General features: G+C 60.8%; 25 protein-coding genes and 1 tRNA gene. 12 read left to right on the top strand and 14 right to left on the bottom strand.

The window, feature by feature from the left end; all coding sequences use genetic code 11:
- Complete coding sequence (locus Q7P63_05310) at window positions 1-735, bottom strand: SDR family oxidoreductase (GenBank protein ID MDP0499502.1); 735 nt, start codon at window positions 733-735, stop codon at window positions 1-3.
- Between the two features lie 176 nt (window positions 736-911).
- Here Q7P63_05310 and Q7P63_05305 point away from each other — a divergent pair, with 176 nt between their 5' ends.
- Window positions 912-1802 carry an AraC family transcriptional regulator gene (locus Q7P63_05305; protein ID MDP0499501.1) on the top strand — a complete coding sequence of 297 codons (891 nt, stop codon included), beginning with the start codon at window positions 912-914 and terminating at the stop codon, window positions 1800-1802.
- A gap of 3 nt (window positions 1803-1805) precedes the next feature.
- Here the strand turns inward: Q7P63_05305 and Q7P63_05300 are convergent, their stop codons facing one another.
- On the bottom strand, window positions 1806-2144 hold the full coding sequence (locus Q7P63_05300; protein MDP0499500.1) for a YciI family protein: 339 nt from the start codon (window positions 2142-2144) through the stop codon (window positions 1806-1808).
- A gap of 199 nt (window positions 2145-2343) precedes the next feature.
- On the opposite strand from Q7P63_05300, the gene Q7P63_05295 reads away from it, so the two are divergent.
- Window positions 2344-2988 carry a PEP-CTERM sorting domain-containing protein gene (locus Q7P63_05295; GenBank protein ID MDP0499499.1) on the top strand — a complete coding sequence of 215 codons (645 nt, stop codon included), beginning with the start codon at window positions 2344-2346 and terminating at the stop codon, window positions 2986-2988.
- Between the two features lie 94 nt (window positions 2989-3082).
- On the opposite strand, the gene Q7P63_05290 is transcribed toward Q7P63_05295, so the two are convergent.
- Together Q7P63_05290 and Q7P63_05285 are read right to left on the bottom strand one after the other, a co-directional pair.
- Complete coding sequence (locus Q7P63_05290) at window positions 3083-4129, bottom strand: hypothetical protein (GenBank protein MDP0499498.1); 1047 nt, start codon at window positions 4127-4129, stop codon at window positions 3083-3085.
- Window positions 4130-4209: 80 nt separating this feature from the next.
- Window positions 4210-4299, bottom strand: a tRNA-Ser gene (locus Q7P63_05285).
- A 389-nt stretch (window positions 4300-4688) separates the two neighbouring features.
- Between Q7P63_05285 and cimA the strand changes: the two genes are divergently transcribed.
- Window positions 4689-6299: a citramalate synthase gene (cimA, locus tag Q7P63_05280; protein ID MDP0499497.1), complete on the top strand. Its 1611-nt coding sequence runs from the start codon at window positions 4689-4691 to the stop codon at window positions 6297-6299.
- A 370-nt stretch (window positions 6300-6669) separates the two neighbouring features.
- Here cimA and groL read toward each other — a convergent pair whose 3' ends face one another.
- The 5 genes from groL to Q7P63_05255 form a co-directional block, all read right to left on the bottom strand.
- On the bottom strand, window positions 6670-8307 hold the full coding sequence (groL, locus tag Q7P63_05275) for a chaperonin GroEL (protein MDP0499496.1): 1638 nt from the start codon (window positions 8305-8307) through the stop codon (window positions 6670-6672).
- A 54-nt stretch (window positions 8308-8361) separates the two neighbouring features.
- Entirely contained in the window at window positions 8362-8643 is a 282-nt protein-coding gene (locus Q7P63_05270) for a co-chaperone GroES (GenBank protein MDP0499495.1), read from the bottom strand.
- Window positions 8644-8776: 133 nt separating this feature from the next.
- Window positions 8777-10708: a molecular chaperone DnaK gene (gene dnaK / locus Q7P63_05265; GenBank protein ID MDP0499494.1), complete on the bottom strand. Its 1932-nt coding sequence runs from the start codon at window positions 10706-10708 to the stop codon at window positions 8777-8779.
- A gap of 173 nt (window positions 10709-10881) precedes the next feature.
- Window positions 10882-11244 carry a DUF5615 family PIN-like protein gene (locus Q7P63_05260; protein ID MDP0499493.1) on the bottom strand — a complete coding sequence of 121 codons (363 nt, stop codon included), beginning with the start codon at window positions 11242-11244 and terminating at the stop codon, window positions 10882-10884.
- Window positions 11244-11471, bottom strand: a complete 228-nt coding sequence (locus Q7P63_05255) for a DUF433 domain-containing protein (protein MDP0499492.1) — start codon at window positions 11469-11471, stop codon at window positions 11244-11246. Before Q7P63_05255 ends, Q7P63_05260 begins: the two co-directional genes overlap by 1 nt.
- A gap of 128 nt (window positions 11472-11599) precedes the next feature.
- On the opposite strand from Q7P63_05255, the gene Q7P63_05250 reads away from it, so the two are divergent.
- Window positions 11600-13369 (top strand): hypothetical protein, encoded by a 1770-nt coding sequence (locus tag Q7P63_05250; GenBank protein ID MDP0499491.1) that lies wholly within the window; start codon window positions 11600-11602, stop codon window positions 13367-13369.
- A gap of 79 nt (window positions 13370-13448) precedes the next feature.
- Here the strand turns inward: Q7P63_05250 and Q7P63_05245 are convergent, their stop codons facing one another.
- A complete protein-coding gene (locus Q7P63_05245; protein ID MDP0499490.1) occupies window positions 13449-14207 on the bottom strand; it encodes a PEP-CTERM sorting domain-containing protein in 759 nt (252 codons plus the stop codon).
- Between the two features lie 171 nt (window positions 14208-14378).
- Here Q7P63_05245 and Q7P63_05240 point away from each other — a divergent pair, with 171 nt between their 5' ends.
- The 4 genes from Q7P63_05240 (at window position 14379) to Q7P63_05225 (ending at window position 17132) form a co-directional block, all read left to right on the top strand.
- Window positions 14379-15398, top strand: coding sequence for an aldo/keto reductase (locus tag Q7P63_05240; GenBank protein MDP0499489.1), 1020 nt, complete (start codon window positions 14379-14381; stop codon window positions 15396-15398).
- Between the two features lie 3 nt (window positions 15399-15401).
- Window positions 15402-15707, top strand: coding sequence for a helix-hairpin-helix domain-containing protein (locus Q7P63_05235; GenBank protein ID MDP0499488.1), 306 nt, complete (start codon window positions 15402-15404; stop codon window positions 15705-15707).
- Window positions 15708-15782: 75 nt separating this feature from the next.
- Window positions 15783-16463 carry an LON peptidase substrate-binding domain-containing protein gene (locus Q7P63_05230; protein MDP0499487.1) on the top strand — a complete coding sequence of 227 codons (681 nt, stop codon included), beginning with the start codon at window positions 15783-15785 and terminating at the stop codon, window positions 16461-16463.
- A gap of 201 nt (window positions 16464-16664) precedes the next feature.
- Window positions 16665-17132, top strand: coding sequence for a prepilin-type N-terminal cleavage/methylation domain-containing protein (locus Q7P63_05225; GenBank protein ID MDP0499486.1), 468 nt, complete (start codon window positions 16665-16667; stop codon window positions 17130-17132).
- Here Q7P63_05225 and Q7P63_05220 read toward each other — a convergent pair whose 3' ends face one another.
- From Q7P63_05220 to tmk, 3 genes are read right to left on the bottom strand one after another with little or no spacing between them, the layout of a single operon-like run.
- Complete coding sequence (locus tag Q7P63_05220; protein MDP0499485.1) at window positions 17133-17555, bottom strand: phosphoribosyl-AMP cyclohydrolase; 423 nt, start codon at window positions 17553-17555, stop codon at window positions 17133-17135.
- Between the two features lie 18 nt (window positions 17556-17573).
- Window positions 17574-18545 (bottom strand): DNA polymerase III subunit gamma/tau, encoded by a 972-nt coding sequence (locus Q7P63_05215; GenBank protein ID MDP0499484.1) that lies wholly within the window; start codon window positions 18543-18545, stop codon window positions 17574-17576.
- A 6-nt stretch (window positions 18546-18551) separates the two neighbouring features.
- Window positions 18552-19202 (bottom strand): dTMP kinase, encoded by a 651-nt coding sequence (gene tmk / locus Q7P63_05210; GenBank protein ID MDP0499483.1) that lies wholly within the window; start codon window positions 19200-19202, stop codon window positions 18552-18554.
- A gap of 214 nt (window positions 19203-19416) precedes the next feature.
- Here tmk and Q7P63_05205 point away from each other — a divergent pair, with 214 nt between their 5' ends.
- Window positions 19417-20328, top strand: a complete 912-nt coding sequence (locus tag Q7P63_05205) for an MBL fold metallo-hydrolase (protein MDP0499482.1) — start codon at window positions 19417-19419, stop codon at window positions 20326-20328.
- A 186-nt stretch (window positions 20329-20514) separates the two neighbouring features.
- Window positions 20515-21288 carry a GNAT family N-acetyltransferase gene (locus Q7P63_05200; protein ID MDP0499481.1) on the top strand — a complete coding sequence of 258 codons (774 nt, stop codon included), beginning with the start codon at window positions 20515-20517 and terminating at the stop codon, window positions 21286-21288.
- A 61-nt stretch (window positions 21289-21349) separates the two neighbouring features.
- Here Q7P63_05200 and Q7P63_05195 read toward each other — a convergent pair whose 3' ends face one another.
- Complete coding sequence (locus tag Q7P63_05195; GenBank protein MDP0499480.1) at window positions 21350-21805, bottom strand: hypothetical protein; 456 nt, start codon at window positions 21803-21805, stop codon at window positions 21350-21352.
- Between the two features lie 148 nt (window positions 21806-21953).
- Here Q7P63_05195 and Q7P63_05190 point away from each other — a divergent pair, with 148 nt between their 5' ends.
- Both Q7P63_05190 and sufT read left to right on the top strand, forming a co-directional pair.
- Window positions 21954-23651: a hypothetical protein gene (locus Q7P63_05190; GenBank protein MDP0499479.1), complete on the top strand. Its 1698-nt coding sequence runs from the start codon at window positions 21954-21956 to the stop codon at window positions 23649-23651.
- Window positions 23652-23723: 72 nt separating this feature from the next.
- Window positions 23724-24281, top strand: a complete 558-nt coding sequence (gene sufT, locus Q7P63_05185) for a putative Fe-S cluster assembly protein SufT (GenBank protein ID MDP0499478.1) — start codon at window positions 23724-23726, stop codon at window positions 24279-24281.
- Window positions 24282-24320: the final 39 nt, after the last annotated feature.

Raw genomic sequence — 24320 nt, 5'->3', positions numbered from 1 at the left:
TTACTGCGCGCCGGCGGTCGGACGCACGACCAGTTCGTTGACGTCGACATCGGCGGGTTGCTCAATCGCGTAGGCCATGGCGCGGGCAATCGCGTCGGGCGTCAGCGCCACCTTGCGGAACTCCTCCATCGCGGCTTGCGAGGCAGGGTCGGTAATAGTGCTGGCCAGCTCGGACTCGACGACGCCGGGCGAGACGATCGTCACGCGCACCTTTTTGGTCTCTTGGCGCAAGCCCTCGGAGATGGCGCGCACGGCGAACTTGGTGCCGCAATACACCGCGCAGGCCGGCCAGACCTGGAAGCCGCCGATGGACGACACGTTGATGATGTGGCCGCTGCCGCGCGCTTCCATGCCCGGCAAAACGGCGGCAATCCCGTGCAGCACGCCACGGATGTTGACGTCGATCATGCGGTTCCATTCGTCGATCTTCAGCTCGGCCAGCGGCGAGAGCGGCATCAGGCCCGCGTTGTTGATCAGCACATCGACTTGCCCAAAGCGCTCCTGGGCAAACGCGGCGAAGGCCTGCATGTCTTCAAGGCTCGTGACATCGAGCGCGCGGTAGGCGACACGGCCCCGGGCGGCTTCGATCTCGGCCGCGATCTTTTCGAGGCGCTCTGTGCGGCGGGCGCCGAGGACGACGGTGGCACCACGGTCGGCGAGGTGGCGGGCGGTAGCTTCACCGATCCCACTGCTGGCACCGGTGATGAGGACGACTTTGGGGGCGATCTGAGACATGGTTTTGAAAGCTCGTCCGCAGGTTCATTCCTGCTCTGGACGATGCACTCAGAATATCAAAACCCGATGCGCCACGCCATACCCAGACCTCCGACAGGATTGCCTATTTCTCTGAAACGAATCAATTCTACACATTCTATTCGCCAGAATCATAACCCGATCCTAGCATACACCCTATGATCACCGATCGACTCTCCCTCGTCGAACCCTTGTTGGATATGGCCACCGGCGAAGGCTTCAGCCCCACCCGCCTGCCGGGCGTCAAGTTCATGCGCGCGACACGGAGCTATGCGGAGATGAAGGTGTCTTACGAGCCGAGCATCGTGATCATCGCGCAGGGCCGCAAATACGGGCACCTGCCAGACAAGCGCTTCGTCTACGATGCCGACAACTATCTGGTGCTGACCGTGCCGATGCCTTTCGACTGCTCGACCGAGTGCCGCGAGGGCGAGCCGCTACTCGGCCTGTCCATCGGCGTCACCCCCGCCCTCGTGTCGGAGCTGGCGCTGCAGGTGGGCGCGGCACCCACGCGCGAACGCCCGCAGGCCATCGAATCGGCCCGGCTCGACGGCCCCATCCGCGACGCTACCGCCCGCCTGCTGCAAGCCCTCCGCAGCGACGAAGAAGCGGCCGTGCTGGGCCCCCAACTGGTGCGCGAGGTGGCTTACTGGGCGCTAAAGGGGCCGCTGGGCTACAACCTCCGCGCCCTCGCCGCGCCCGACAACCATTTTGGCCAGATCTGCCGCATCATCAACCGCTTGCAGGCCGACTGCGCCCGGCCCATCGAAGTCGAAGGGCTGGCGCGCGAGGCGGGCATGAGCGTCTCGACCTTCCATGCGCACTTCAAGGCGGTCACGTCGTTCTCGCCGCTACAGTATCTGAAAAACATCCGCCTGCACCGCGCCCGACTCCTGATGCTCCACGAAGGCCTGAGCGCAGCCGAAACGGCCCTGCGCGTCGGCTACGAAAGCGCCTCGCAGTTCAGCCGCGAATTCAAGCGCTACTTTGGCGACACCCCCGGCGCAACCGTCGCCCGCCTGCGCGAAGACATGCTAAGCCTGGCGTAGCGGCTAGTGAAACGGGCGCACCTCGACCGGAGCCCGGCAAGCGATGGCGGCCTTGCGCCCCCACTCCAGCGCCTCGTCGAACGTCGCGACCTCAAGCACCCACAGCCCGCCCACATGCTCCGGGCTGCCCAGATATAGCCCCTCCGTCACCGCGACCTGCCCATCGGGCTGAGGCCGGATCGAGCGCGCCTGCCCAATCGGCTGCAAACCGCCCACGAACACCCGCACGCCTGCCGCCACCATCTCATCGTTGACCGCATCGATGGCGCGGGCCATCGCGTCGTCCTCGCGGGAGGGGTCGTAGTCGTTCGGGCGATGAATCGTGACCAGATATTGTGTCATGGCGGTGGCGGTTGAAGGCTCAACGCTCTTTTGATGCGACAAAAGCCGCGCAGCAACCACGAAACGCTCCAAGGCCCTGACAAACGCGGCTGCAAGATTCGCGATTCTTTTACCGCTTATTCAATCGACTAATCAAGTAGCGCGGTTATTGGGTTTACACCCCAACAATACAGCAGGGGTCTAAAATCATATTATTCTCATGAAACGCACCATCACCCTTCTTGCACTCGCTCTCCTTCCCGCGCTCTCACAGGCGTCCGTGAGCCTCAACTTCTCCCTTGAATGGACCGCCAATGGCACGGACGGCCTCGGCCTCGACGGCAGCGTGTTCGACTTTACCTTTACGACCGAGGACGAGGTCTACAGCGGTGCCAACACACCCTTTGGGCTCCCGGGGGCGCTGATCAGCGATCCCTTCGTCACGGTTTCGGGTGCCAGCAACCAGCTCCTGAACGGCACTTTCTCGGTGACCTTCCCGGAGGCCACCTACCTGTCGCCCGATTTCTTCGGCCTGTTCTACCTCTGGCTCTACAGCGAGCCCTATACGCCCAGCTTTGAGATCAACAACGGCCTCACCATTGCGAGCCCGTATTGGAACGGTCCTGGCGTCGCCACCCCCGCCAACGGTGATACCGTTGAACTGGCCCACTTCGAAGGCGGCACCGTCTCAGGCAATACCGTCACCATTACCCACGACGTGCTCGGCTCTTACTCCTATAACTTCGGCAGCTTTACCGTGTCCGGCCCCGACGCCGCCCCGCTCGTCCCCGAGCCCTCGACCTACGCCGCTCTCGCCGGTCTCGGCGCCCTCGGCTTTATCGCCTACCGCCGCCGCCACGACTAACGCGAGAACTGGAGCTTGTTTCATATTTATACATCCACCTCCGAAATGGGGGTGGATTTTTTTATAACACTGAAATTCCAGGCTCAAAACAATACTACTGCACAGAGCTTTGACCCGGTTCTTCTTCATCTAATATAAATTTAACTTCTGTCACAATCGTACCTATATTAAGATATTCGTAAATCGCTTTCGTTTTCTTCACTAAATTTGAATCGGCAGACCAAAATTCACGTGCAAAGCACGCTCTTGATGCGTGATCCGCATCGCCCAATGCGGCAATCATACGCCTCTCAATGTTCATTTTAGAATCAGGATAAAATCCGATAAAATTTAAGGCATTGTAAATAGTTGACACTTTTTCGAAAAGAAATTGATGCCTTTCTTGGGTGGGATGACGAGAAATACCCAAAAAATCATCAACAGACAGCCCCTTAAAGGAATCTTGATCCTTAACCAAACTCCAGATTTTCTCTATAATCTTTGGAGATTTTATGTTATTTAAAACCTTAGGATCTACTTTTATAGCTGCACGATAATCTTTAACCATGGAACGACATCCAGCCTCGTCAACCATATCCTTCATCTTTTCGTTTCTCTCATTTATTGCCTTCCTAAAATTATCGTTAAGCATGACTACATGCTCTTGAATGCGCTGAGCGATCATCGGATTCTCATCACCAAAAAGCTCACTTGAGTTAGCCAATACGCTGAGAAGCTCTTCAAACAACAATGCTTCCCTATTTCCGATATCTGACAAGCTCTGATTGGTGTTACCACCGTACAACTTAACGAGAAACGGGGTCATAATTTGCTGGACCAACATAGGACCCTCATCCTCTAGATATCCTTCATAGACTACCGCCGGATCCTCTTTCAATATAAAAGCTTCCCCAGTAACCTGATATCCGTTTTCAACCCTAATGCGCAGATATGCTGCATCCAACCGGATAAGAAGTTTAATAAAAGCATCACTCCACGGACCCGAGTTCTTAATTTCCTGCAGAGTGACATCCGAATAAACAACTTGATATTGCTTGCGAATGGCGTTAAGCGTTGATTCTACTCCGCGCTTTACGAACATGTCGAGGACGTTCTGATCAAGATAAAGAGTTGGCTTTTTAACGCTTTCGTTTGTGTCCATTTCAAAATCTTTTCCAAGAGTCCACAGAGATGCTAGCTGCTTTTCAATGTCAGCTTTCCTGCCACCACCCCTAAAAAAAATGGCGGAGGCTGAGGGATTCGAACCCCCGGAACCCTTGCGGGCCCTGCGGTTTTCAAGACCGCCGCAATCGTCCACTCTGCCAAGCCTCCGGTGACGAAAGAACGAGAATAAACGGGGCGGCGGGGTGGCTGGCAATCGGAAAAATCGTGATCCTGGGGCGGGTGCGGTGGCGGCGCGGGCGAGCATGGCCGGAACTTGCGCAACGAAAGGCTTGACCGGCGGGCAGAGATGGGGCTTGTTGGTGGGGTAATGCCCAGCCATCAGCTCATTCTCGGACTGATTATTGGCACCCTCATTATTAGCTGAGGGGCCGGCTGTTGTGCGTCTGATTTCGGCCGACCGGCCCCTTTGACCTGGCCTTTTGTTTTGCAAGCCCACCCACGCCGGGCTGCGCTTTTCCCGGTTTTCCCGCCGGTCCGATCTTTTCGTTTGCCTCAACGAGGCCCCCATCAAGACTGCACTTTTGCTTATTTCCGACATGAGTTCCGAGAAACCGCCCGTTCTGATCTACGATACCACTTTGCGTGACGGCACGCAGGGCGAGGGCATCTCCTTTTCCGCCAAAGACAAGCTGATCATCGCCCAGCGCATGGACGCCATGGGCTTTGACTACATCGAAGGCGGCTGGCCGGGCAGCAACCCGCGCGATATGGCCTTCTTCGACCTGGCCCGCGGCGCCCAGTTCCAGCACGCCAAGCTGGCGGCCTTCGGCTCCACCCGCCGCGCCGGCATCAAAGCGGAGGACGACGCGCAGCTCGCGACCCTCGTGGCCGCCGACACCCCCGTCGTCACCATCTTTGGCAAGACCTGGCTGCTGCACGTGACGGAGGTCCTGCGCACCACGCCGGAGGAAAACCTGCGTATGATCGAAGACTCCGTGCGCTTCCTCACCAGCAAGGGCCGCGAGGTGATCTACGATGCCGAGCACTTTTTCGACGGTTACAAGGACGACCCGGCCTACGCGCTGGCCACCCTCGAAGCAGCCGAACGCGGCGGTGCCCAGTGCCTCACGCTCTGCGATACCAACGGCGGCTCGATGGTCAGCTGGCTGCAGGAGACGGTGCGCAAGGTCGTGGCCCACTTCCCCAACACGCGCATCGGCATGCACTGCCACAACGACTGCGGCCTCGGCGTCGCCGTCAGCATGGCAGGCGTCGAAGCCGGCGCCACACTCGTCCAGGGCACCATGAACGGCTACGGCGAGCGCGTCGGCAATGCCGACCTCACGACGATCGTGCCCAACCTCGCGCTCAAGCTCGGCTACCCGGTCAACTGCCGGGCCAGCCTGCCCCAGTGGCGCCCGTTTTCGCTCGAAGTGGCCCGCTACGCCAACCAGGTGGCCAACAAAAAGGCCCCGTGGGTCGGCCAGAGCGCGTTTGCCCACAAGGGCGGCGTGCACGCCAACGCGGCGCAAAAGGTGGCGCACAGCTACGAGCACATCCAGCCGGAGACGGTCGGCAACCGCCAGCGCATCTTGCTCAGCGACATGGCGGGCGGCAGCAGCGTGGCGATGAAGGCGGCCGAGCTGGGCATCGACGTCGACCACAAGAGCCCTGAGATGCGCTCGTTCCTCCAGCGCCTCAAGGAGCTCGAAAACGTGGGCTACGAGTTCGAGAACGCCGATGCGTCCTTTGAAGTGCTGCTCAACGAGCACTTCCATGGCCTCGAAGACAACTTCAAGCTCGTCAGCTACCGCACGATCTCCGAAGTGGTGCGCGAGCGCGAAGAGGTGATCGCCGAGGCGGTGATCAAACTCCGCGTCAACAACGACGACGAAGTGCACCTCGCCATCGCCGAAAGCGGCGGCCCGGTCGGCGCGCTCGACCACGCCGCGCGCAAGGCCTTCGGCACGCACTTCCCCGAGCTGCAAAACGTCCACCTCGCGGATTACAAGGTGCGCATCCTCCAGGCCAACAGCGGCACCGACTCCATCGTGCAGGTGCTGATCAATTCCAGCGACGGCGAGCAGGATTGGTGGACCTGCGGCGCTTCGCCCAACATCATCGAAGCCTCTTGGCAGGCCCTCCGCGACTCCTACCGCTTCAAGCTGATGAAGCTGCAGCAACAGGCCGCACCCGCCGCAGTGTAGAGGTCGTCACCCGTTTGTTCTTCGCGCCCGGTTCGATGTTGTTCGAGCCGGGCGTTTTTTATGCCTGCTTCTTGGTCGGTGCGGGAAAATCCACGGTATAAACTTTAACCACAAAAAGCACAGAATTCACAAAAGAGAAACACAAGCGGGGAGTGGCAAAGTGAAAGTCCAGACATGGAAGCACTCATTTTAGATAGGGTTTGGTTTTTGTGGATTCTGTGCTTTTTGTGGTTAAAATAACGCATAATCATATGCCGTAGCGGTAGTCTCACAAGGACAACACCAGACCACAAAAAAGCTCCCGGCGCGCGGGGCACCGGGAGCGAATGAGCAAGTGATTTTGGTGGGGAGGGCCGGTAAGGCGGGTGCCTTACATCATGCCGCCCATGCCGCCCATACCACCCATGCCGCCCATGTCGGGAGCTTCCTTCTTCTCTTCCGGCAGGTCGGTGATGATGGCTTCGGTCGTGAGGAGGAGGCCGGAAACGGAGGCGGCGTTCTGCAGGGCAGAGCGGGTCACCTTGGCCGGGTCCACCACGCCAGCGGCGAGGAGGTCTTCGAATTCACCCGTGGCGACGTTGTAGCCTTCCTTGCCTTCCTTCGAGAGGACTTGCTGGACGATGAGGCTGCCTTCCACACCGGCGTTGGTGCAGAGCTGACGCAGGGGGGCTTCGAGGGCCTTGGCGATGATCAGGCGGCCGATCTCTTCGTCGCCTTCGAGCGAGAGGACGTCGACGGCCTTACGGGCGCGGAGCAGAGCGGTGCCACCGCCAGCCACGATGCCTTCTTCGACGGCAGCGCGGGTAGCGTGCAGAGCGTCTTCCACGCGGGCCTTCTTCTCCTTCATTTCGGGCTCGGTCGCGGCACCGACGTTGATCACGGCCACACCGCCGGCGAGCTTGGCGAGGCGCTCCTGGAGCTTTTCGCGGTCGTAGTCGCTGGTGGTTTCTTCGATCGCGCGGCGGATCTGCTTCACGCGGCCTTGGATGTCGTTGGCGGCGCCGGCACCTTCCACGATGGTGGTGCTTTCCTTGTCGATCGTGACGCGCTTGGCACGGCCGAGGTCGGAGAGTTCGAGGCTGTCGAGCTTGATGCCGAGGTCTTCGGTGATGAACTGGCCACCGGTGAGGACGGCGATGTCCTTGAGCATTTCCTTGCGGCGGTCACCAAAGCCGGGGGCCTTGACGGCGCAGATCTGGAGCATGCCGCGGAGCTTGTTGACCACGAGTGTCGCGAGGGCTTCGCCTTCCACGTCTTCGGCGATGATCAGCAGCGGCTTGCCTTGCTGGGCCACCTTCTGGAGGATGGGCAGCAGGTCGTTGAGGTTGCTGATCTTCTTCTCGTGGATGAGGATGTAGGCGTCGTCGAGCACGGCTTCCATCGCTTCCTGGTCGGTCGCGAAGTAGGGGCTGAGGTAGCCCTTGTCGAACTGCATACCTTCGACCACGTCGAGGGTGGTTTCGATGCCCTTGGCTTCTTCGACGGTGATGGTGCCGTCCTTGCCGACCTTGTCCATGGCTTCGGCGATGATTTCGCCGATTTCCACTTCCCAGTTGGCGGACACGGTGGCGACGTTCTTGACGGCGTTGCGGTCGTTAACCGGGATGGCCTGCTCACGGATGTTCTTGACGGCGACCTGGACGGCCTTGTCGATACCGCGCTTCACGTAGACGGGGTTGGCGCCGCTGGAAACGCTCTTGAGGCCTTCGCGGAAGATGGCTTCGGCGAGCACGGTAGCGGTGGTGGTGCCGTCGCCGGCGTTGTCGCTCGTCTTGGTGGCGACTTCCTTCACCATCTGCGCGCCCATGTTTTCGTAGGGGTCGGGCAGTTCGATTTCCTTGGCGACGGAAACGCCGTCCTTGGTGATGGTCGGGCTACCGAACTTCTTGTCGATGACCACGTTGCGGCCCTTGGGCCCGAGGGTTACCTTGACGGTGCGGGCGAGGATTTCCACGCCGCGCAGCAGCTTCTTACGGGCGTCTTCGTCAAAACGGATTTGCTTAGCCATAGCGCTAAAATGTGTTGCTGGTTATCAGTAGGAGGTTGTCAGGCGAGGTCGGCCTTAGCGGACGATGCCGAGGATGTCGTCTTCGCGCAGGATGGTGTATTCGACGTTGTCGTACTTCACCACGGTGCCGCCGTACTTGCTGATGATCACGCGGTCGCCGACGCTGACGGTGAACTTGTAGTCTTCGCCGTCCTTCTTGCCGGTGCCGAGGGCGAGCACTTCTGCGGTAGTGGGCTTTTCCTTAGCCGAGTCGGGGATGATGATCCCGCCCTTCACTTCTTCGTCCGCCGTGACGGGCTTGACCAGCACTCGATCGCCGAGAGGGGTGATATTCACGTTCGCCATAGTAGATGTCAGACTAATGGTTGAGTTTTTCTTGGTTTAAGGTATCCGGCCGGGCGGGCAGTGCCGCCATCGAGCCAAAAGGAGTCCCCGCCGCAGAACGCCCGCGACGGGGAGCAAAAGGTTGTTACTTGTTGTCGTCGTCGACCACTTCGGCATCGACCACGTTGTCGTCGTTGGGCTTCTTGGCGTTGCCAGCGGAGGCGCCGCCTTGCGGGCCAGCGGCCCCACCCTGCTCCGCACCGGCGGTCTCCTGGTAGAGACGGGCGACGGCTTGCTGGAGCTTTTCGTCCTTGTTCAGCTTTTCGAGCGCGGCCTTCATGCGGTCGGCGTCGTCGCTGTCCAGGGCTTCGCGGGCTTCCTTGACGATGGCTTCGACGTGGTCCTTGTCGGCACCCAGCTTGTCGCCATTTTCCTTCACCAGCTTTTCGATGGCGAAGACCTGGTTGTCGAGCTGGTTGCGGGTTTCGACCGCTTCCTTGGCCTTCTTATCGGCCTCGGCGTTGCGCTCGGCGTCCTTCTTAGCCTGTTCGACTTCTTCCTTGGAGAGGCCGGAGGCGTTGGTGATGGTCACGTTGCTTTCCTTGCCCGTGCCCTTGTCCTTGGCCGAGACCTTGAGGATGCCGTTGGCGTCGATGTCGAAAGTCACTTCGATCTGCGGCACACCACGAGGGGCCGGCGGGATGCCGTCGAGGCGGAAGATGCCGATCTGCTTGTTGTCCTTCGCCATCGGGCGCTCGCCTTGGAGGACCTTGATGTCCACCGCGGTCTGCTGGTCGGCATAGGTGGAGAAGACCTGGCTCTTCTTGGTCGGGATCGTGGTGTTACGCTCGATCATGGCGGTGGAAACACCACCTGCGGTTTCGATCGAGAGCGTGAGCGGAGTCACGTCGAGCAGCAGCACGTCCTTCACGTCGCCAGCGAGCACGGCCCCTTGAATCGCGGCGCCGATGGCGACCACTTCGTCGGGGTTCACGCCTTTGTGCGGCTCCTTGCCGGTCAGCTTGCGAGCGATCTCCTGCACCTTGGGCATGCGGGTCATGCCGCCCACGAGCACGAGCTCCTTGATTTCGCTGGCGGAGAGGCCGGCGTCCTTGAGGCAGCTGTGGAAGGGCTGGATGGTGCGCTCGAAGAGCTTGTCGGTGATCTGCTCGAGCTTGGAGCGGCTGAGGGACACGTTCAAGTGCTTCGGGCCGCTCTGGTCTGCCGTGATGAAGGGCAGGTTGATGTCGGTGCTTTGGCTGGAGCTGAGGGCGATCTTGGCCTTTTCCGCTTCCTCCTTGAGGCGCTGGAGGGCCATCTTGTCGCCGCGCAGGTCGATGCCGTGCTCCTTCTTGAAGTCGTCGCAGAGCCAGTTGATGAGGGCTTCGTCCCAGTTGTCGCCACCCAGGTGGGTGTCGCCATTGGTGGCCTTCACCTCAAAGACGCCGTCGCCGATTTCGAGGAGGGAAATATCGTAGGTGCCGCCGCCAAGGTCGTAGACCGCGATGATCTCGTCGGACTTCTTGTCGAGGCCGTAAGCGAGCGACGCAGCGGTCGGCTCGTTGATGATGCGGAGCACTTCAAGGCCCGCGATGGTGCCAGCGTCCTTGGTGGCCTGGCGCTGGGCGTCGTTGAAGTAGGCCGGGACGGTGATGACCGCCTGCGTGACCTTTTCGCCGAGGTAGGCTTCGGCGTCGGCCTTCAGCTTGGCGAGCACCATGGAGCTGATCTGCTCCGGCGGGTATTTCTTCGTCTCGCCGCCTTCTTGAACTTCGATCCAGGCGTCGCCGTTCTTGCCTTCCACTACGTTGTAGGGGAGGTTGCGGACTTCTTCCTGGCTCTCGGTATACTTGCGACCGATCAGGCGCTTGGCCGAGAAGATCGTGTTGGTGGGGTTCGTGACGGCTTGGCGCTTCGCGGCCTGGCCGACCAGACGCTCCCCGTTTTTAGAAAATGCCACGACGGAGGGCGTAGTGCGCGCTCCCTCGCTATTCGGGATGACCACCGGCTCGCCGCCTTCCATTACGGCCATGCACGAATTGGTCGTCCCCAGGTCAATGCCGATAATCTTGCTCATTTGCCTCCCCTTCCAGCAGGCTGGAGGCCCAAACGGAAACATTTCTCACAAGTTAATATATAACAACAGCTTAAACGTCAAAAACTACGCTATTTGCCCAATCCAAAGTGTGCCAAACCCTCATCAATGTCCCACCTCATGTCTCACTTGAGACAAGGAGTGCGCAAGGGGTGTCACAGTGGGAGGAGGCGGATGCGGTGTCGTTTGCCGTCGTAGGTAATCAAGCAGCCTGCAGCCAATGCACGGCCCTGTTCTCGCAGAACTTGCCGAATGTCCCGCCCGCAGATTTGCGGAATCGGCGATTCCACCCTCAACTGGATCACACTTGGAGTTTGGTTACCCGTACGGGCAAGTATCTCTCCAAAATCAAGGTCTTGAGTCAGTAGAACCGCCTCCAGTTGGGCTGCCTTTTCAAAAACAATTTCATCTGGAGTTCCGCCCTTGCCCAACTCCAGCCAGTGCCAAGCCTCGTGCCCTTCCTGTGCCAGTTCCGCCTTCCAGGAAGAAGGTAGATTCTCGTCGAGCACGATTCGCATTAGCTGACAAGCTCGTATGTCTCGAAGCTGGCCAACTCTGAAGAGAACAAGAGAGCTTCGCGAATAGCTTCAGGAGCAAGCTGGGGGTAATCGGCGCAGATTGCTTCTACCGAACGCCCATCGCCAATCTGGCGCACGATGTTGGCAACCGTAATGCGAGTTCCCTTGATACAAGGCTTTCCCTGCATCACCCCGGGGACCGACACGATGTGAGGGTAGTTGTGCATGCTTTTCTATCTTTTCTAAAGTTTGCAAAGCAGGCAAACTGAATCGACAGACGCTGACCGCAACAGCCTTAAACCTCACCCACAACAAGAAGCTTGTGCTTACGATTCTAAACGATAGCCTCCTTGGGGTGACGAAGATACAAAAGATATGGGTGGCCATTGGCTCCGCGCTCGGGATTGCACTGCTGGCGGCAATTTTGATCGAAGCAGCTGGGCATGGCAGGCTTCTTCCCTTCAGCTTCCAGGCAGGAGCCCATACACTGGCCACCCAAAGCTCTTGCCAGAGGCTGGACCCGAGCTACGATCAGCAGCAACTGCGACGCCCGCTACGTGTATGGGTGGGCGGCGGCGGCTCCCTCCTCGCCGAGGAAGTTGTCCGCGCGACAGCGGAGCACCTCAAAGAGCATCCGCAGGTCGAATCGGTAATTCTGGCGACGGAGGCAAGCGCGCTCCCGCCCGATCTCTGGCTCTTCATCGAATTACTGCAGCATGAGCGTTCGCACAATCTGCCGCCGAAGCGTGCCCAGACGGTGGAGGTTCGCTACGGAATGGGGCCTGCGTTCCAGAATCCCGAATATCCGACCCTTTTTCAGCGCTTCCCGCTAGCCTCGCAAGATAGCGTAACGGGGGTGGTTAGAGTGCAAGCGGAACACATAGGACTGACCTTGGGCTCCGCTTTTGAGAGAAAGATCGCGGACGAAATCGCAGGCTCTATTGTCGCACGGGCGTTTCGCGAAACCGAAGCAGGTTTCGACCTTGAGCAGGCCCTACCCGCCTTTTTCTACCCGTCGCACACTCCCTTTCAACTTCCGGCCTCGTTGGCCGCCTTTGAACCGGAGTTGCTCTATAGCGGGCCGGCGCTCTTTCGCCACGACGTCTCCACCTGGCGTTTTACAGTCCCGGCCGATAGCAGCCAACCGCTCGCGCAGGTCAGGCAAGCCCTGGAGGAAGATTGGGCCATCGAGGTTTATTTAGACGAGGCCCCTGCTTACACGATCCTGCAACTCAATCGAGGCCCCCACGAACAGCTGGTCATCCGCTGGCAGGCCCCAGAACCAGTCCACCCCTGGGGGATTCATGAGCAATCCTCAGCCGAAACGAATCCCCAGCCGCGTGAATTTTTCATTTTCCACCAACATACGATGGGGGACGACGAGTACCGGGCTGCAACCCAAAGGGCGTTCGAGACGGACCAGCCGCTGGACATCCTTTTCGCTTTGGAAACCTGGTGGTCTCCGGAGCAACGGCAGGCGTTCATCGCGCAAGCGCTAGATCTTCATGATGCGGGCAAATCGCTGAAGGTCGATTATCTGCCGCTGATCGTCCATGCGCACCCTGAGTGGTCGCAAGACAAGATACGATCCCTCTTGCTTCGCTCCTACCTTGACTCCCCGTATTGGGACCAGAAACAGGCCGAGCGCTTCGAGGAGGTCGCAAATCAGCTTCTGGGAGAAGATGACACGCCTTCCAGCTGGATGAACCGTCAGACGCTAGCAGCGGCGGGCATTTCCGTGGTCTCGCTCGGCGAAAGCGTAAGTGGCGAAATTCAGTTAGGACAGACTTTTGTCATGGCAGCCGAGGCATCAGACGAGACCATCCGCATCTACAGCTGCCGAGTCAGCGAAGTAAAGGATGGCCAAGAAGGCGCAGACTACCGTCTATCCATCGCCTCGCTTCAAGATGGCAGGTTTTCCGGCAAGAGAGAGGGGGACATTTCGCGAGCCGCGCTGCTGCACGGCCAAATCCGAGGCGGCCTCGATTCCCCAAAGGTATCCACCTTCTTTCACTTCAAGGCACTCGATCCCGATTGCCAGGCGTTTCAGGTCACGGGCAGGAACGAGCCTTTGCCGCCGTCCTCTCATTCCGCCTTCGGCGCAGGCAGCAGCCCGGCACGATGAGCCTCCGACATGATTCAAACGAAAAGGCCATCGCTACGAGTGAGCGATGGCCTCCATCAAAAAGCGTCTCGAAGTATGCCTACGCGCGGCGGAAGCGGCGGAATGCCAAGCCGAGGAAGGCGGCGGCGCCGAGGATCAGGCTATAGGTCTCAGGCTCCGGGACCACCGGGCCAGGATCCTCGGGGCCGGGGATCGTGAGGTAAGCCAGCTCGAAATCATCATCCGAGACGAACCAGTTGTTGCGGTCGGAGATCAGCGCCTTGTTGTCCGCGAAATCCGCCAGCTCCCGGTCAATCGTATACTCACCGTTGTCCGGGGAGCTTCCCGATCTCACCAGAATGTTACCATTGGGCACATCCAGGGCGTCGGGCAAGAGCGAGTCGAAACCGCTCCCGACGGCAGGCGTGTTGTAAGCGCCCCGATAGTTTAAACCATGGATGAAGCTGGGGGAGGTCAGGGAGCCTTGGAAGGCGAAGAATACATCGCCGGCGCCCGACAGATTCGACGAACCGAACGAACCGGAAACGGAACCGAACGTGGCAGTGGTATTCTGTTCGGTGGTCATGGAAATGCGCACCACGCTACCCGCGCCGAGGGCGCTGTCGGCCGTCCAGACGATTTCACCGTCCGAGTTGATATTGCTGGTATCGAACGCGGTGCCGTTCCAGGCGTGATCGGTAAAGCGAATCTCGGTCCCCGCCGTCAAATCCTCGAACAAAACGAAGGAAAAGTCGTCGGTGTCGCCATCCGAAGAGTAGCCCACAAACATGATATCGGAGACATCCAGACCGACAGCTCCATTCACGGAGACTGCCAAAGCCAGGGCGAGACAGGACATAGAAGATAATTTCATCACTACCAAACAGCTTCTGATATTCCGTCATCTACGGCAACCGCAAAATAACGTTCCTGCACATCACCAGCGAGGCAAGGGAAAAAATCCTTGGCCTTTCCGCTCTCCCTCCCCCACCCGCTTGCGGCTGCCGCTAGGCGTGGTATCAGTGCAGGCATGCGTTATCGACTACTTGGCAATACAGGCTTGCGCGTGTCGGAGCTGTCGCTCGGCACCATGACTTTTGGGGAAGACTGGGGCTTCGGCGCCGACAAAAAGGTGTCGCAGCAGCAATGGGATGCGTTCGTGGATGCGGGCGGCAACTTTATCGACACGGCCGATGGCTACACCGGCGGCACGAGCGAGAAGTTTGTGGGCGAGTTTGCGAAGAAAGAGCGCGACCGCTTTGTCATCGCGACCAAATATACGTTCATGAAGCGGCAGGACGACCCCAACAGTGGGGGCAACCACCGCAAAAACCTGCGCCAGTCCGTTGAAGGTAGTTTGAAGCGCCTGCAGACCGATCACCTTGATGTGCTGTGGCTGCACGCGTGGGATTTCATCACCCCGATCGACGAAGTGATGCGCTCGCTGGATGACCTGGTGCGCCAAGGCAAGGTGCTACACGTCGGGGTGTCGGACATGCCGGCATGGCTGGTGGCCCGCGCCAATACGCTGGCCGAGTTGAAGGACTGGACGCCGTTTGCTGGCCTGCAGATCGAATACAGCCTGGTCGAGCGCACGGTGGAGCGCGATCTTACGCCGATGGCCGACCACCTGGGCCTGACCGTCTGCGCATGGTCGCCGCTCGGGGCCGGCGTGCTCAGCGGCAAGTTCTCAAGCCAGAACAAGGGCAAGGTCGACACCACCCGGGGCGACGACAAGCGCTTCAACGACCGCAACCTGAAGATCGCCGATGAGCTGATCGCGGTGGCGAAGGAGGCGGGTCACAGTCCTGCGCAGGTCGCCCTCAACTGGCTGCGCGCCAAGGGTGCCCTCCCCATCGTCGGAGCGCGCAAGCTCGACCAGCTGAAGGATAACATCGCCTGCGTCGATTGGGAGCTTTCGCCCGAACAGGTCGAGCGGCTGGACCAGGTGAGTGCCATCGAGCTGGGCTTCCCGCATGATTTCCTGCTCAGCGACGGCCCGCGGCACTTTTTCCGTGGTGACACCTTCGACCGGATCATCCGTAAATAGGCGATGGACGATTTTTTTGCCGCGCCCACGCCGCGCAAGAAGAAGGAAACGGATCACGAGGCTCTCAAGTCTCCCCTCTCGCGCATCCCGGGAATGCCCATCGCGGCCACCCGAGACTTGATCGACCTGGGCTTCTGGAACATCGACGAGCTGCAGGGGCGCTCCCCGGAAACGTTGTTCGACGACCTGCGCAAACTGCGGCCCAAAACGCCCGCCGACCGCCTGGGCGCCCTGCGCTTGGCCGTCTACTTTGCGGAGACGCCCGACCCCGACCCCAAAAAACTGCAGGTGTGGCAGTGGCTTGAGTAGAGCCCCAAGGCATGCGGCGGGCGGGAAAATAGCCCCGGCCCGTTGCATGAGGCCTTAACCGCGCTAAGCTGCAGAATGGACTTTGATGGGAAGCTGCCGGAAGAGATGCCCGTGATGACGCTGTCGTCGCAGGTGCTGTTTCCGCGTGCCGTAATGCCGCTCCATATTTTCGAGCCGCGCTACCGCGAAATGCTGCGCGACGTGCTCGAAACCAACCGCATCTTCGCCATCGTCCAGGAACGGCCGGAGGGGCAAGGCGCCGCCGAGCCGGAACCGATGGAGCAAGTGGGCACGGCAGGCCTCATCCGCGCCAGCTACCTGCAGCCCGACGGCACCTCCAACCTCGTGCTGCACGGCATCACCCGCATCAAGATCGAGGGCATCGTGCGCGAACAGCCCTACCGCGTGGCGCGGGTCTCGCCCCTCGTCAGCGAATACGCGGTGACGCTGCAGGCCGCCCGCCAGATGCAGGATCGCACCGCCCAGATCATCCGCGCCGAGCCCGCCCTGTGCGAAGAGGCGCCGGAAGAGTTTCTGGAGTGCCTGAGCCATGTCGACGACCCGGCAACCTTTGCAGATCTGGCCGCCGCCAACTTCTGCCCCGACCCATTTTTGCGCCAGCTAGTGTTAAACGCCCTGGAGGTAGGCAAACGGTTTGATATACTAATTGACTACCTCGGCCGTGAAGCTAAACGCCGAGAGGTAAAGCGCTTACTGCAAGGGCGAACAAGAGAAGATGAAATCGAGTTGAACTAACTACAGTAATTACGTATTATCTGCAGTGAAGTCGATCACATGCAGAACCTTTCATCCCGGGCGATTTTCAATGTTATTACCCTATTGACACTTAAAAAGGGTGCCCAAGTTAAACATTGCCCAAGATGTCCGTAAGTGATTGGCTTCAGGGTGTCCTCTTATAAGGGCACATTTCATCCCGATCATTATATTCATCTTCTCATGAACACACGGAGCCAACGCTCAGGCTTTACGCTGCTCGAGCTGATGGTGGTGGTCGTGATCATCGGCCTGCTGGCCGCGATCGCGGTGCCCACCTTCCGTGCCCTGCGTGCCACGACCCACGCATCGACGACGGCCAAGGAATTCCGCACCTTTGTCGGCCTTTTCGAACACTACGCCTTTGACAACCGTGGCTGGCCGGACGACACGACTCCGGGCGTCACTCCCACGGGGATGGAAGGCTACTTCGTGAGCGACAGCTTCACCGGCACCACCAAGATCGGTGGCAACTGGGACTGGCAACTGGACCAGAACGGCATCCACGCCGCCCTGGCCATTACGGATCCCACCATAAGCGAGGAATTCCAGGTAAAAATCGATCAACTCCTGGACGACGGGGATCTCAGCACCGGTATTTTCCAGAAGCTGGGAACCAGCCTGACTTACATCATCGAGGAAACGGAGTAGCTACTCCTCGATCATTTCCAATTTTCCGTCATCGCCCAGCCTACGGTAGTAGCAACTGCGGCGGTGACGTTTTTTTTGCCCGGCCACGAGGGTGTGGCAGGCTCCGTCGCCCCGCAGGCGCACGCGGTAAAGAATGCTGTTCTGCTCGCAGTTGACGCGGATGTCTTCCAGCTCAAGGTAGTTGCCGCTGGTCAACCCCTTGATCCATAGCTCGTTGCGGCTGGTGCTCCAGAAGACGGCCTTGCGCTCGCGTTGGGCGGCTTCGAGGGCCTCGCGGTTGACATAGCCGAGCATGACGACATCGCCCGTCTCGACTTCCTGCGCCACGGCGGGGATCACATGCAGCCCTTGCTGGCCGATCTGGTTGAGCTTGGTAAAGTCGAGCGCTTCGACGCTGCCCTCTTCGAGTTCGTGGTGGGTCATGGTCGGTAAAAATAGAGGTTACTGGGCCATCGCCCAGATGCGGAGCGAACGGAGGAAATACTGCTCCAGCGCCACCTCGTCGTTGAGGTTGAAGACGCCGGTCAGAAAATCCATCTCCTCCAGGGTTTCGACGGCCTGGCCGAGACTCTGGGCCGCCGCGCGATCAAACGATTGGGTCAGCACGTGGTCGCGCGTAGCCAGCTCGATCTCCTGCCACAGGCGCACGCGCATCCCCCGCTTGAGGCCAACTTCCTGCGCCTCGATCTCTTCGTCGCTCCACTCTTCGGAGATGTTGTCGCGCTCGGCCTTCCACGAACCGCCCACGATCTCGTCGAGCAGTGCGGTGAAGCGCGAGATGAGGCCGTAGGTGAGCATGATCACGTCGGCCCGCGCGCCCGCATCGCCCGCCACGCTGCGGGCCTTGTCGAGCCAACGCTGGTAATCGGCGATCCATTGGCGCCAGCCTTCGTGCGCGATCGGCTTGTCTGCCAGCGGCACGCGAAACTGGAAGCAGCGGCTGCGCGTGGTGGGCAGCAGCTCGTAAGGCCGCGTCGTCACAAGCAACAGGTGCGTCTCGCGGGGCGGCTCTTCCAGCGTCTTGAGAAAGGCGTTTTCGGCCGAGCGGTTGAGCCGGTCGGCCTCGTAGACGATGCCCACCTTGCTGCCGCCCGCGCTGGAGCTTTGCATGAGCTGCTGCAACATCCAACGCATGGTGTTGGGGCTGGCCTTGCCCTTGTCGTCCACAATGCGGATCTGGCGGCCCCGACGGGCGGGGCGCAGCACAAAACAGTCTGGGTGCGTCTCGGCCTTGGCGGGGGTCGTCTTCAGCAGCTCGGCCGCCAGCGCCTGGGCCAGCTCCACCAGCGCGGGCATGGAATCCCCGTGCAGGAGCATGGCGTGGGGCAGGCGCCGCCGGGCATGCAGGCGCTCCAGCACCTGGACCGGGCGCGTCTGCCGCAAGGCGGGAGGGAGAGCGCTGGAGAGGGCCATCGTCGTCTACACCACGCGGTCGCGGAGGGCGCGCCAGATGGTTTCCTCGACTTCCGCGCGCTGGGGCTGGCCGTCGACGATGATGAAGCGCTCAGGCATGGCCTTGGCGAGCATCAGGTAGCCGTTGCGCACCTTCTGGTAAAACTCGATGTTTTCCTGCTCCATGCGGTCGGAGAGGTCGCTGACGCGCGACTTGATGCGTTCGAAGCCCAGCTCGGCCGGCACATCGATCACCACCGTCACGTCGGGCTCCACATCGCCCACCGCAAATTCGTTGATCAGCTTCACCGGCTCCGAGGCGATCTGGCGAGCGATGCCTTGATAGACGGTCGTCGAATCCATGAAGCGGTCGCACAAGACGATGCAGCCGCGCTCGAGCGCGGGGGTGATCAGCTCGCGCACGAGCTGGGCCCGGCTGGCGGCAAAGAGCAGCAGCTCGGCCTCCGGCGTCATGTTCGACGACGAATCGTTGTGCATCAGGATCTGGCGAATCTCTTCGCCGATGCGCGTGCCGCCTGGCTCGCGCGTCACCACGACTTCGTAGCCCGCATCTTCGAAGCGGTTGGCAATGCGGCTGATCTGGGTCGACTTCCCGCTGCCCTCCGAGCCTTCGAAGGTGATCAGGTAGCCGCGTGTATCATCATTCTCTTTCGGCATGGTAACAGTGAGGGGAGAGGTTGAGGATTTCCCGGGGACGCGGCAAACCCAATCACGTTGCGTGCCTGTTTGTAGTCGGCAGCCCACGCGCTTGGCAAGCCCCGCCCGCCTCTCACGACTTGCGTAAAATAATTTGCGAAATATTTGTCGTTTATTCTCGACAATCTCATTGGATTCGCCGATTACTATTTACGAATTACAAATCGCCACTAAAATGTCTTCCATGTCCATCACCACTTTACCTTCCGTAGTCCCGACCGCCCGCGAACTCAACTTGCCGGTGAAGTCCGCCGGCTGGAAGGTGTGGGCTTTGCACGACGGCTGGATGGAGGTGCCGGTGAATAGCTTCATCGCCCCCCGTACCGCCAGTAGCGAAGAGGTCCAGGATGCCCTGGCCGAGATCGACCAGGCTGGCGACACGCTGCGCCTGCCGGTGCTCGCCCTGCTGATCCAGACCGCAGACGACCTGGTATTGGTCGACGCCGGCTGTGGCCGCGACCGCACCGCCTACCCGCTGGCCGGCCACCTGGTCAAGAGCCTGCGCTCGGCTGGCTTCCAGCCCCAGCAGGTCACCAAGCTGATCCTCACCCACGCCCACCTCGACCATACGGGTGGCTTGGTAGACGGCGAAGGCCGCGCGCTCTTCCCCCATGCCACGGTGTTCCTGCACGAAGCCGAAGCCGCCCACTGGCAAGAGCTGATCGCCCAGGAGCACGTCGCGGCCGACCAGCAGGTGACGATCGACGCTTTGAGCGAGATCTGGCAAGCCATCGAAGGCAACCTCGTGATCTGCCGCTCGTGGGACGAAGCCCTGCCCGGCATGCAACTGGTGCCCCTGCCCGGCCACACGCCCGGCCACTGCGCCGTGCAACTGAAGGTGAATGGCAAGCCCGTGCTCTTCCACCTGTCGGACCTCACGCTGCACCAGCACATTTACCTGGCCAACCCGCACTGGGACTTCCTCCTCGACCTCGACCACGAAGAGGCCATCGAGACCCGCTACGAGACGTTGCACCAGCTGGCCGAAACCGGCATGCCCGTCTTCGGCACCCACTTCCCCTACCCGGGTCTGGGCCGCGTGAAGCAAAAGGACGACGCCTTTGCCTGGGCTCCCCTCGAAGCTTAAGCGAGTCAAGTTCGCGCCTTTCCCTTTCAAGCACCGCCCGCCAGCGGTGCTTTCTTTTTGCATCGTGGCTTTGAGCGAGCAGGATCCGATAGGTGGCGGCCAGTCTTTTGTGATTGATAACAAGCAGCTTGCACTACGTCAGCGTTTCGCGCTTTTGCTGGAAGGTGCAGCGGGTATGCTGAGGAGGTGCGGTTTTTTGCGTCTGAATTCGTCAACAACTACGCGACCTACTCCTTCGGCTACTGCGAATATGCGCAATGGGAGCCGGGGGACGATCTTGAGCCGATCTATGCGCGCGGCTACCTGCCCTATTCGGGCGACCCGGGTGAGCCTCGCCACCTCTTTTACAAGTGCCGGAGCCTGCGGGTAAATACCGCTGAATTTGGCTTCGACAAGAAGCGACGCTACCACCAGCGGCGGCTCGACGAGCTAGGCCCGGTATTCTCGCTGCACGAAAAGGACGCCTACTTGGCCGCCCACCAGGTGCAACTGGAGGTCGACGCGTTGCAGTGGATCGATCAGCGTTTCGACCAGGCCTACCTCACGCCCGAGCGTCTGCGCTACATCCTCGCCAAGCCTTACCTGAACCGGATCGCGGAGGTGCGGCTGGAGGGCAAGGTGGTGGCCTACGCGCTGCTCGTGGCGTGGTCGCAGGGGGTGCACTACTGGTATTCGTTTTACGACAGCGCGGTGGTCACGGAGCTTTCGCTGGGCAAATGGTTGATGGGCCGCACGCTGGAATGGGCCCAGGAGCAAGCCGTCCCTTACGTCTATCTCGGCACGGCCTACCGCCAGAAGAGCGCCTACAAGAGCCAGGGCACGCGCGGCGCCTACTTCTTCGACGGGGCCGACTGGCTCGCCGACAAGGACCGCCTCAAGCAGCTCCAGCTCCGCGACGAACGCCTTGCCCTCCCCGAAGCCGACCTCTTCAAGCGCGGAATCGACCCGCAGGAGTTGTGAGGATGGCAGGCGAGGCTAGCTCCACGTGAGGCCGGTTTTTTGCGCCGCTTCCTGTACCAATTCATTGGCTCCAGTCCACTGCATCGGCCGAAATCGTCCCCTGAGATGAATGCATCTGGTAGAAGCAGAGCCTGAAGCTCAGACGCTGGACTTGAGCCCACTCTACGAACCGCGTGCGGAGGAGACTGGATTCATATAGGCCGGAGTCGTCCCAACCGACGCGGCGCAGGTTCAGGATCTTCCAACCCGACCAACACACCGGAGCAGCAGCAGCCAGCAGGTTTCCCCATGACGGCAGATTCCACGCCGGCCGGAAGTAATTCCAGAACACCCATACCGCAAGGCAGCACAGCAAGATCTCACGGATGATCCCGACGACTGCCAAGAGAAGCTCCGGAGCGCACCAGCGTTTGCCGTTTTTCAGCTGCGGAGGTCGATTAAAAGCAGACCGCCGTCCCAATAGAAATTGGGTTCCCACAAGAATCACGATCATGCTCAGGATCAGAACGTCGCTCATGAAGACTTAGGTATAGCGGTGCTTTCATCCAGGAATCAACCGCGCGGTGCGTCGGCTTCGCCCACCCCTAGCGTTTCCCTCCGTATTTTCCGCTATCTAGGTAATTTACCCTTTCATTTGGATGACCGCTGGCTAAGCTGGCGGGCGCATGGCAGGTTGGCGCAGCATCTATAGCACCTGGGGCTTCCACGATGAGTTGGGAGACCGCGTGGCGCTGACCGAGGAGCTGGCGCGGCAGGCCCTGCAGTCGCTCAAGAGCTGGCGGGCACAGGGGCTCGAAATGGAGGTGTTTGCGCTCGACGGCTTCTGGTTCGATCAAGAGCTGGGCTTCGAGCACGCCAACCGGCTCTACTGGCTCACGCCGATGCAGGATTTTCTGCAGGAGGTGCGGCAGGCGGGATTTACGCCCGGGCTCTGGTTTTCTACCAGCGGGGCGTGGCTCAAAGTGCCCGAGTGGCAGGAGAGCCTGAGCGCCGACCACTGGCATTACTCCTTGATCGAGGGCCCTTTTGCGGACGCGCTGGAGCAGGCCTTGCTCAACGCGGCGAGCAACTGGGGCGTGCGCTGCTTCAAATTTGACTACGCCCGACTGGGGGCCGACGTGTCGGGGAGCAGTCGCAGCCCGCGCGAGGCCTACCGGCTGGGGCTCGACCGCTTCCGCACCATGATCCGCCGCCTGCGGCAGGCCTGCCCCGACGTCTGCCTGATCGGGCAAAATGGCTTTACGCGCGACCGGCAACACGAGCGGCACGGTTGGCCGCACGCCCCGGCCCTCGATCCGGCCCTGCTGGAGCTATTCGACGCGCTCTGCCCCGGCGACCCTCATCTGGGCGACCTGCCTGCGACCGCCGCCACGCGCAGCCTCGACCTTTTTGTCGACCGCGGCACCTGGCAATTGCATCAGGCCGGGGTGCCATGGCATCGCGTGGCCGACCACGGGAAGCTGATCGGCATGACCAATACGGCCTCCTATCGCGGCACGACGGGCCTCCTGCGCAGCCACCTGGCCCAGCTCGCGCGCGGCAGCCGTTGCGATGCTTTTTCCGGCGACCCTACCCTGCTCCAGCCCAGCGACGTGAAGTGCCTGCGGGATTCGCGCGCCTGGTTTGTCGAGGCTTGGAGCCGGGGGCTGGAGACACGTTACCTGGGCGACGGCGAGCCCACGGTGGCCCCTTGGCACGGCTGGCTTACCGGCGGGGCTCAAGCGGGTCTGCTCTACCTGGTTAACCCGCGCCTGCGCCCGCAGTTGATCGAGCTGACGCTGCCCGACCTTGCCGCCGCTCACGTGCTTTTCTCGGACAGCATCCTGCCCCCGCCGCTCCAGCACACCGAAGACCGCTTGCTGATCGAGCTGGGGCCGGAGCAAATGGCGCTGATCGGGCTGGGCGACTTTGCAGACATGCGGGCCTTGCGCTCGCAGATCGACCCGCCCCTGCCCCGCGATGTGCGGCTGGTGCCGATGCAGTTTCGCCGGAGCGCCTACGGGCTGGAGGGTCGGCTGGAGCAGCCCCTGCCCAAGGGCTTCGACCTGCTGGTGATCGCGCGCGCCTGGGAGGGCGATACGGAAGACCTCCACCCGCTGCGCCCGCGCGGCTTCGGCGCCCAGAATACCCGGATCGACGGCGCTGACCGCCCGAAGGCCCACCAGGTGCTGACCATTTCCCTCGAAGACCTGCAGGGTCGGTCTACGCCCGTGCAGGAGGTACCCTCCGCCCCCACCTGGGCCGACATCACCTGGGTCGCACGCCGCTTTCCAAACCCGGCGGTGCCGGCTACCGTCCGCATCACCTGGAATGTCGAGCCTTGCACGCGCCTGACGGCCGAGGCCTACGCGGTGCGGTTTTAAGCTCTGCTAAAATCTCACCGCAACGTGGGCTCGCGGCTTGCTTTTGAGAATTAGCCTCATTAAGTTTGCCTCATGTATTCAATGGACGAGCGCACGCTGAGCAGTGCGGTTCCGGCCACGATTGTGCCATATGGGGATCAGGTGACGATCCCCGAAGGCACGCGCGTGACGATCACCCACCGACTCGGCGGCAACTTCACGGTGACTTGGGAAGGCGGTATGGCCCAGATCAACGGCAAGTATGCCGAGGCCTTGGGTGAAGAGACGCCCGAACACGCCAAGCAGAGCGACAAGGGTGACGACCACGAAGGCCCGCCCAGCGAAGACTCCCTCTGGGAGGCCCTGCGCGCGGTGTTCGACCCGGAAATCCCGGTCAACATCGTCGATCTCGGGCTGGTCTACACGCTGGAGACGGTCAAGGACGAAGCCGCCGACGCCTACGACGTGCAAATGGCGATGACCCTCACGGCCCCCGGCTGCGGCATGGGCCCGGCCATCGCGCAGGACGCCAAGTACAAGCTCGAGGGCGTGCCCGGGGTCCGCGAAGCGACGGTCGACATTGTCTGGGACCCGCCGTGGAATCAGGACATGATCAGCGAGACCGGCAAGATGGAGCTGGGCTTGCTGTAACCTACCCTTCCATCTCTTTGCGACGCTCGTGCCTCTTCG

Source organism: Verrucomicrobiota bacterium JB022, assembly GCA_030673845.1.
Taxonomy (GTDB): domain Bacteria; phylum Verrucomicrobiota; class Verrucomicrobiia; order Opitutales; family Oceanipulchritudinaceae; genus WOUP01.
This window is presented reverse-complemented; position numbering and strand designations above follow the sequence as displayed.

Coding starts and splice junctions, on each gene's coding strand:
- Q7P63_05310 (MDP0499502.1), bottom strand. CDS start 735: ATGTCTCAGATCGCCCCCAAAGTCGTCCTCATCACCGGTGCCAGCAGT.
- Q7P63_05305 (MDP0499501.1), top strand. CDS start 912: ATGATCACCGATCGACTCTCCCTCGTCGAACCCTTGTTGGATATGGCC.
- Q7P63_05300 (MDP0499500.1), bottom strand. CDS start 2,144: ATGACACAATATCTGGTCACGATTCATCGCCCGAACGACTACGACCCC.
- Q7P63_05295 (MDP0499499.1), top strand. CDS start 2,344: ATGAAACGCACCATCACCCTTCTTGCACTCGCTCTCCTTCCCGCGCTC.
- Q7P63_05290 (MDP0499498.1), bottom strand. CDS start 4,129: ATGGACACAAACGAAAGCGTTAAAAAGCCAACTCTTTATCTTGATCAG.
- cimA (MDP0499497.1), top strand. CDS start 4,689: ATGAGTTCCGAGAAACCGCCCGTTCTGATCTACGATACCACTTTGCGT.
- groL (MDP0499496.1), bottom strand. CDS start 8,307: ATGGCTAAGCAAATCCGTTTTGACGAAGACGCCCGTAAGAAGCTGCTG.
- dnaK (MDP0499494.1), bottom strand. CDS start 10,708: ATGAGCAAGATTATCGGCATTGACCTGGGGACGACCAATTCGTGCATG.
- Q7P63_05260 (MDP0499493.1), bottom strand. CDS start 11,244: ATGCGAATCGTGCTCGACGAGAATCTACCTTCTTCCTGGAAGGCGGAA.
- Q7P63_05255 (MDP0499492.1), bottom strand. CDS start 11,471: ATGCACAACTACCCTCACATCGTGTCGGTCCCCGGGGTGATGCAGGGA.
- Q7P63_05245 (MDP0499490.1), bottom strand. CDS start 14,207: ATGTCCTGTCTCGCCCTGGCTTTGGCAGTCTCCGTGAATGGAGCTGTC.
- Q7P63_05240 (MDP0499489.1), top strand. CDS start 14,379: ATGCGTTATCGACTACTTGGCAATACAGGCTTGCGCGTGTCGGAGCTG.
- Q7P63_05235 (MDP0499488.1), top strand. CDS start 15,402: ATGGACGATTTTTTTGCCGCGCCCACGCCGCGCAAGAAGAAGGAAACG.
- Q7P63_05230 (MDP0499487.1), top strand. CDS start 15,783: ATGGACTTTGATGGGAAGCTGCCGGAAGAGATGCCCGTGATGACGCTG.
- Q7P63_05225 (MDP0499486.1), top strand. CDS start 16,665: ATGAACACACGGAGCCAACGCTCAGGCTTTACGCTGCTCGAGCTGATG.
- Q7P63_05220 (MDP0499485.1), bottom strand. CDS start 17,555: ATGACCCACCACGAACTCGAAGAGGGCAGCGTCGAAGCGCTCGACTTT.
- Q7P63_05215 (MDP0499484.1), bottom strand. CDS start 18,545: ATGGCCCTCTCCAGCGCTCTCCCTCCCGCCTTGCGGCAGACGCGCCCG.
- tmk (MDP0499483.1), bottom strand. CDS start 19,202: ATGCCGAAAGAGAATGATGATACACGCGGCTACCTGATCACCTTCGAA.
- Q7P63_05205 (MDP0499482.1), top strand. CDS start 19,417: ATGTCTTCCATGTCCATCACCACTTTACCTTCCGTAGTCCCGACCGCC.
- Q7P63_05195 (MDP0499480.1), bottom strand. CDS start 21,805: ATGAGCGACGTTCTGATCCTGAGCATGATCGTGATTCTTGTGGGAACC.
- Q7P63_05190 (MDP0499479.1), top strand. CDS start 21,954: ATGGCAGGTTGGCGCAGCATCTATAGCACCTGGGGCTTCCACGATGAG.
- sufT (MDP0499478.1), top strand. CDS start 23,724: ATGTATTCAATGGACGAGCGCACGCTGAGCAGTGCGGTTCCGGCCACG.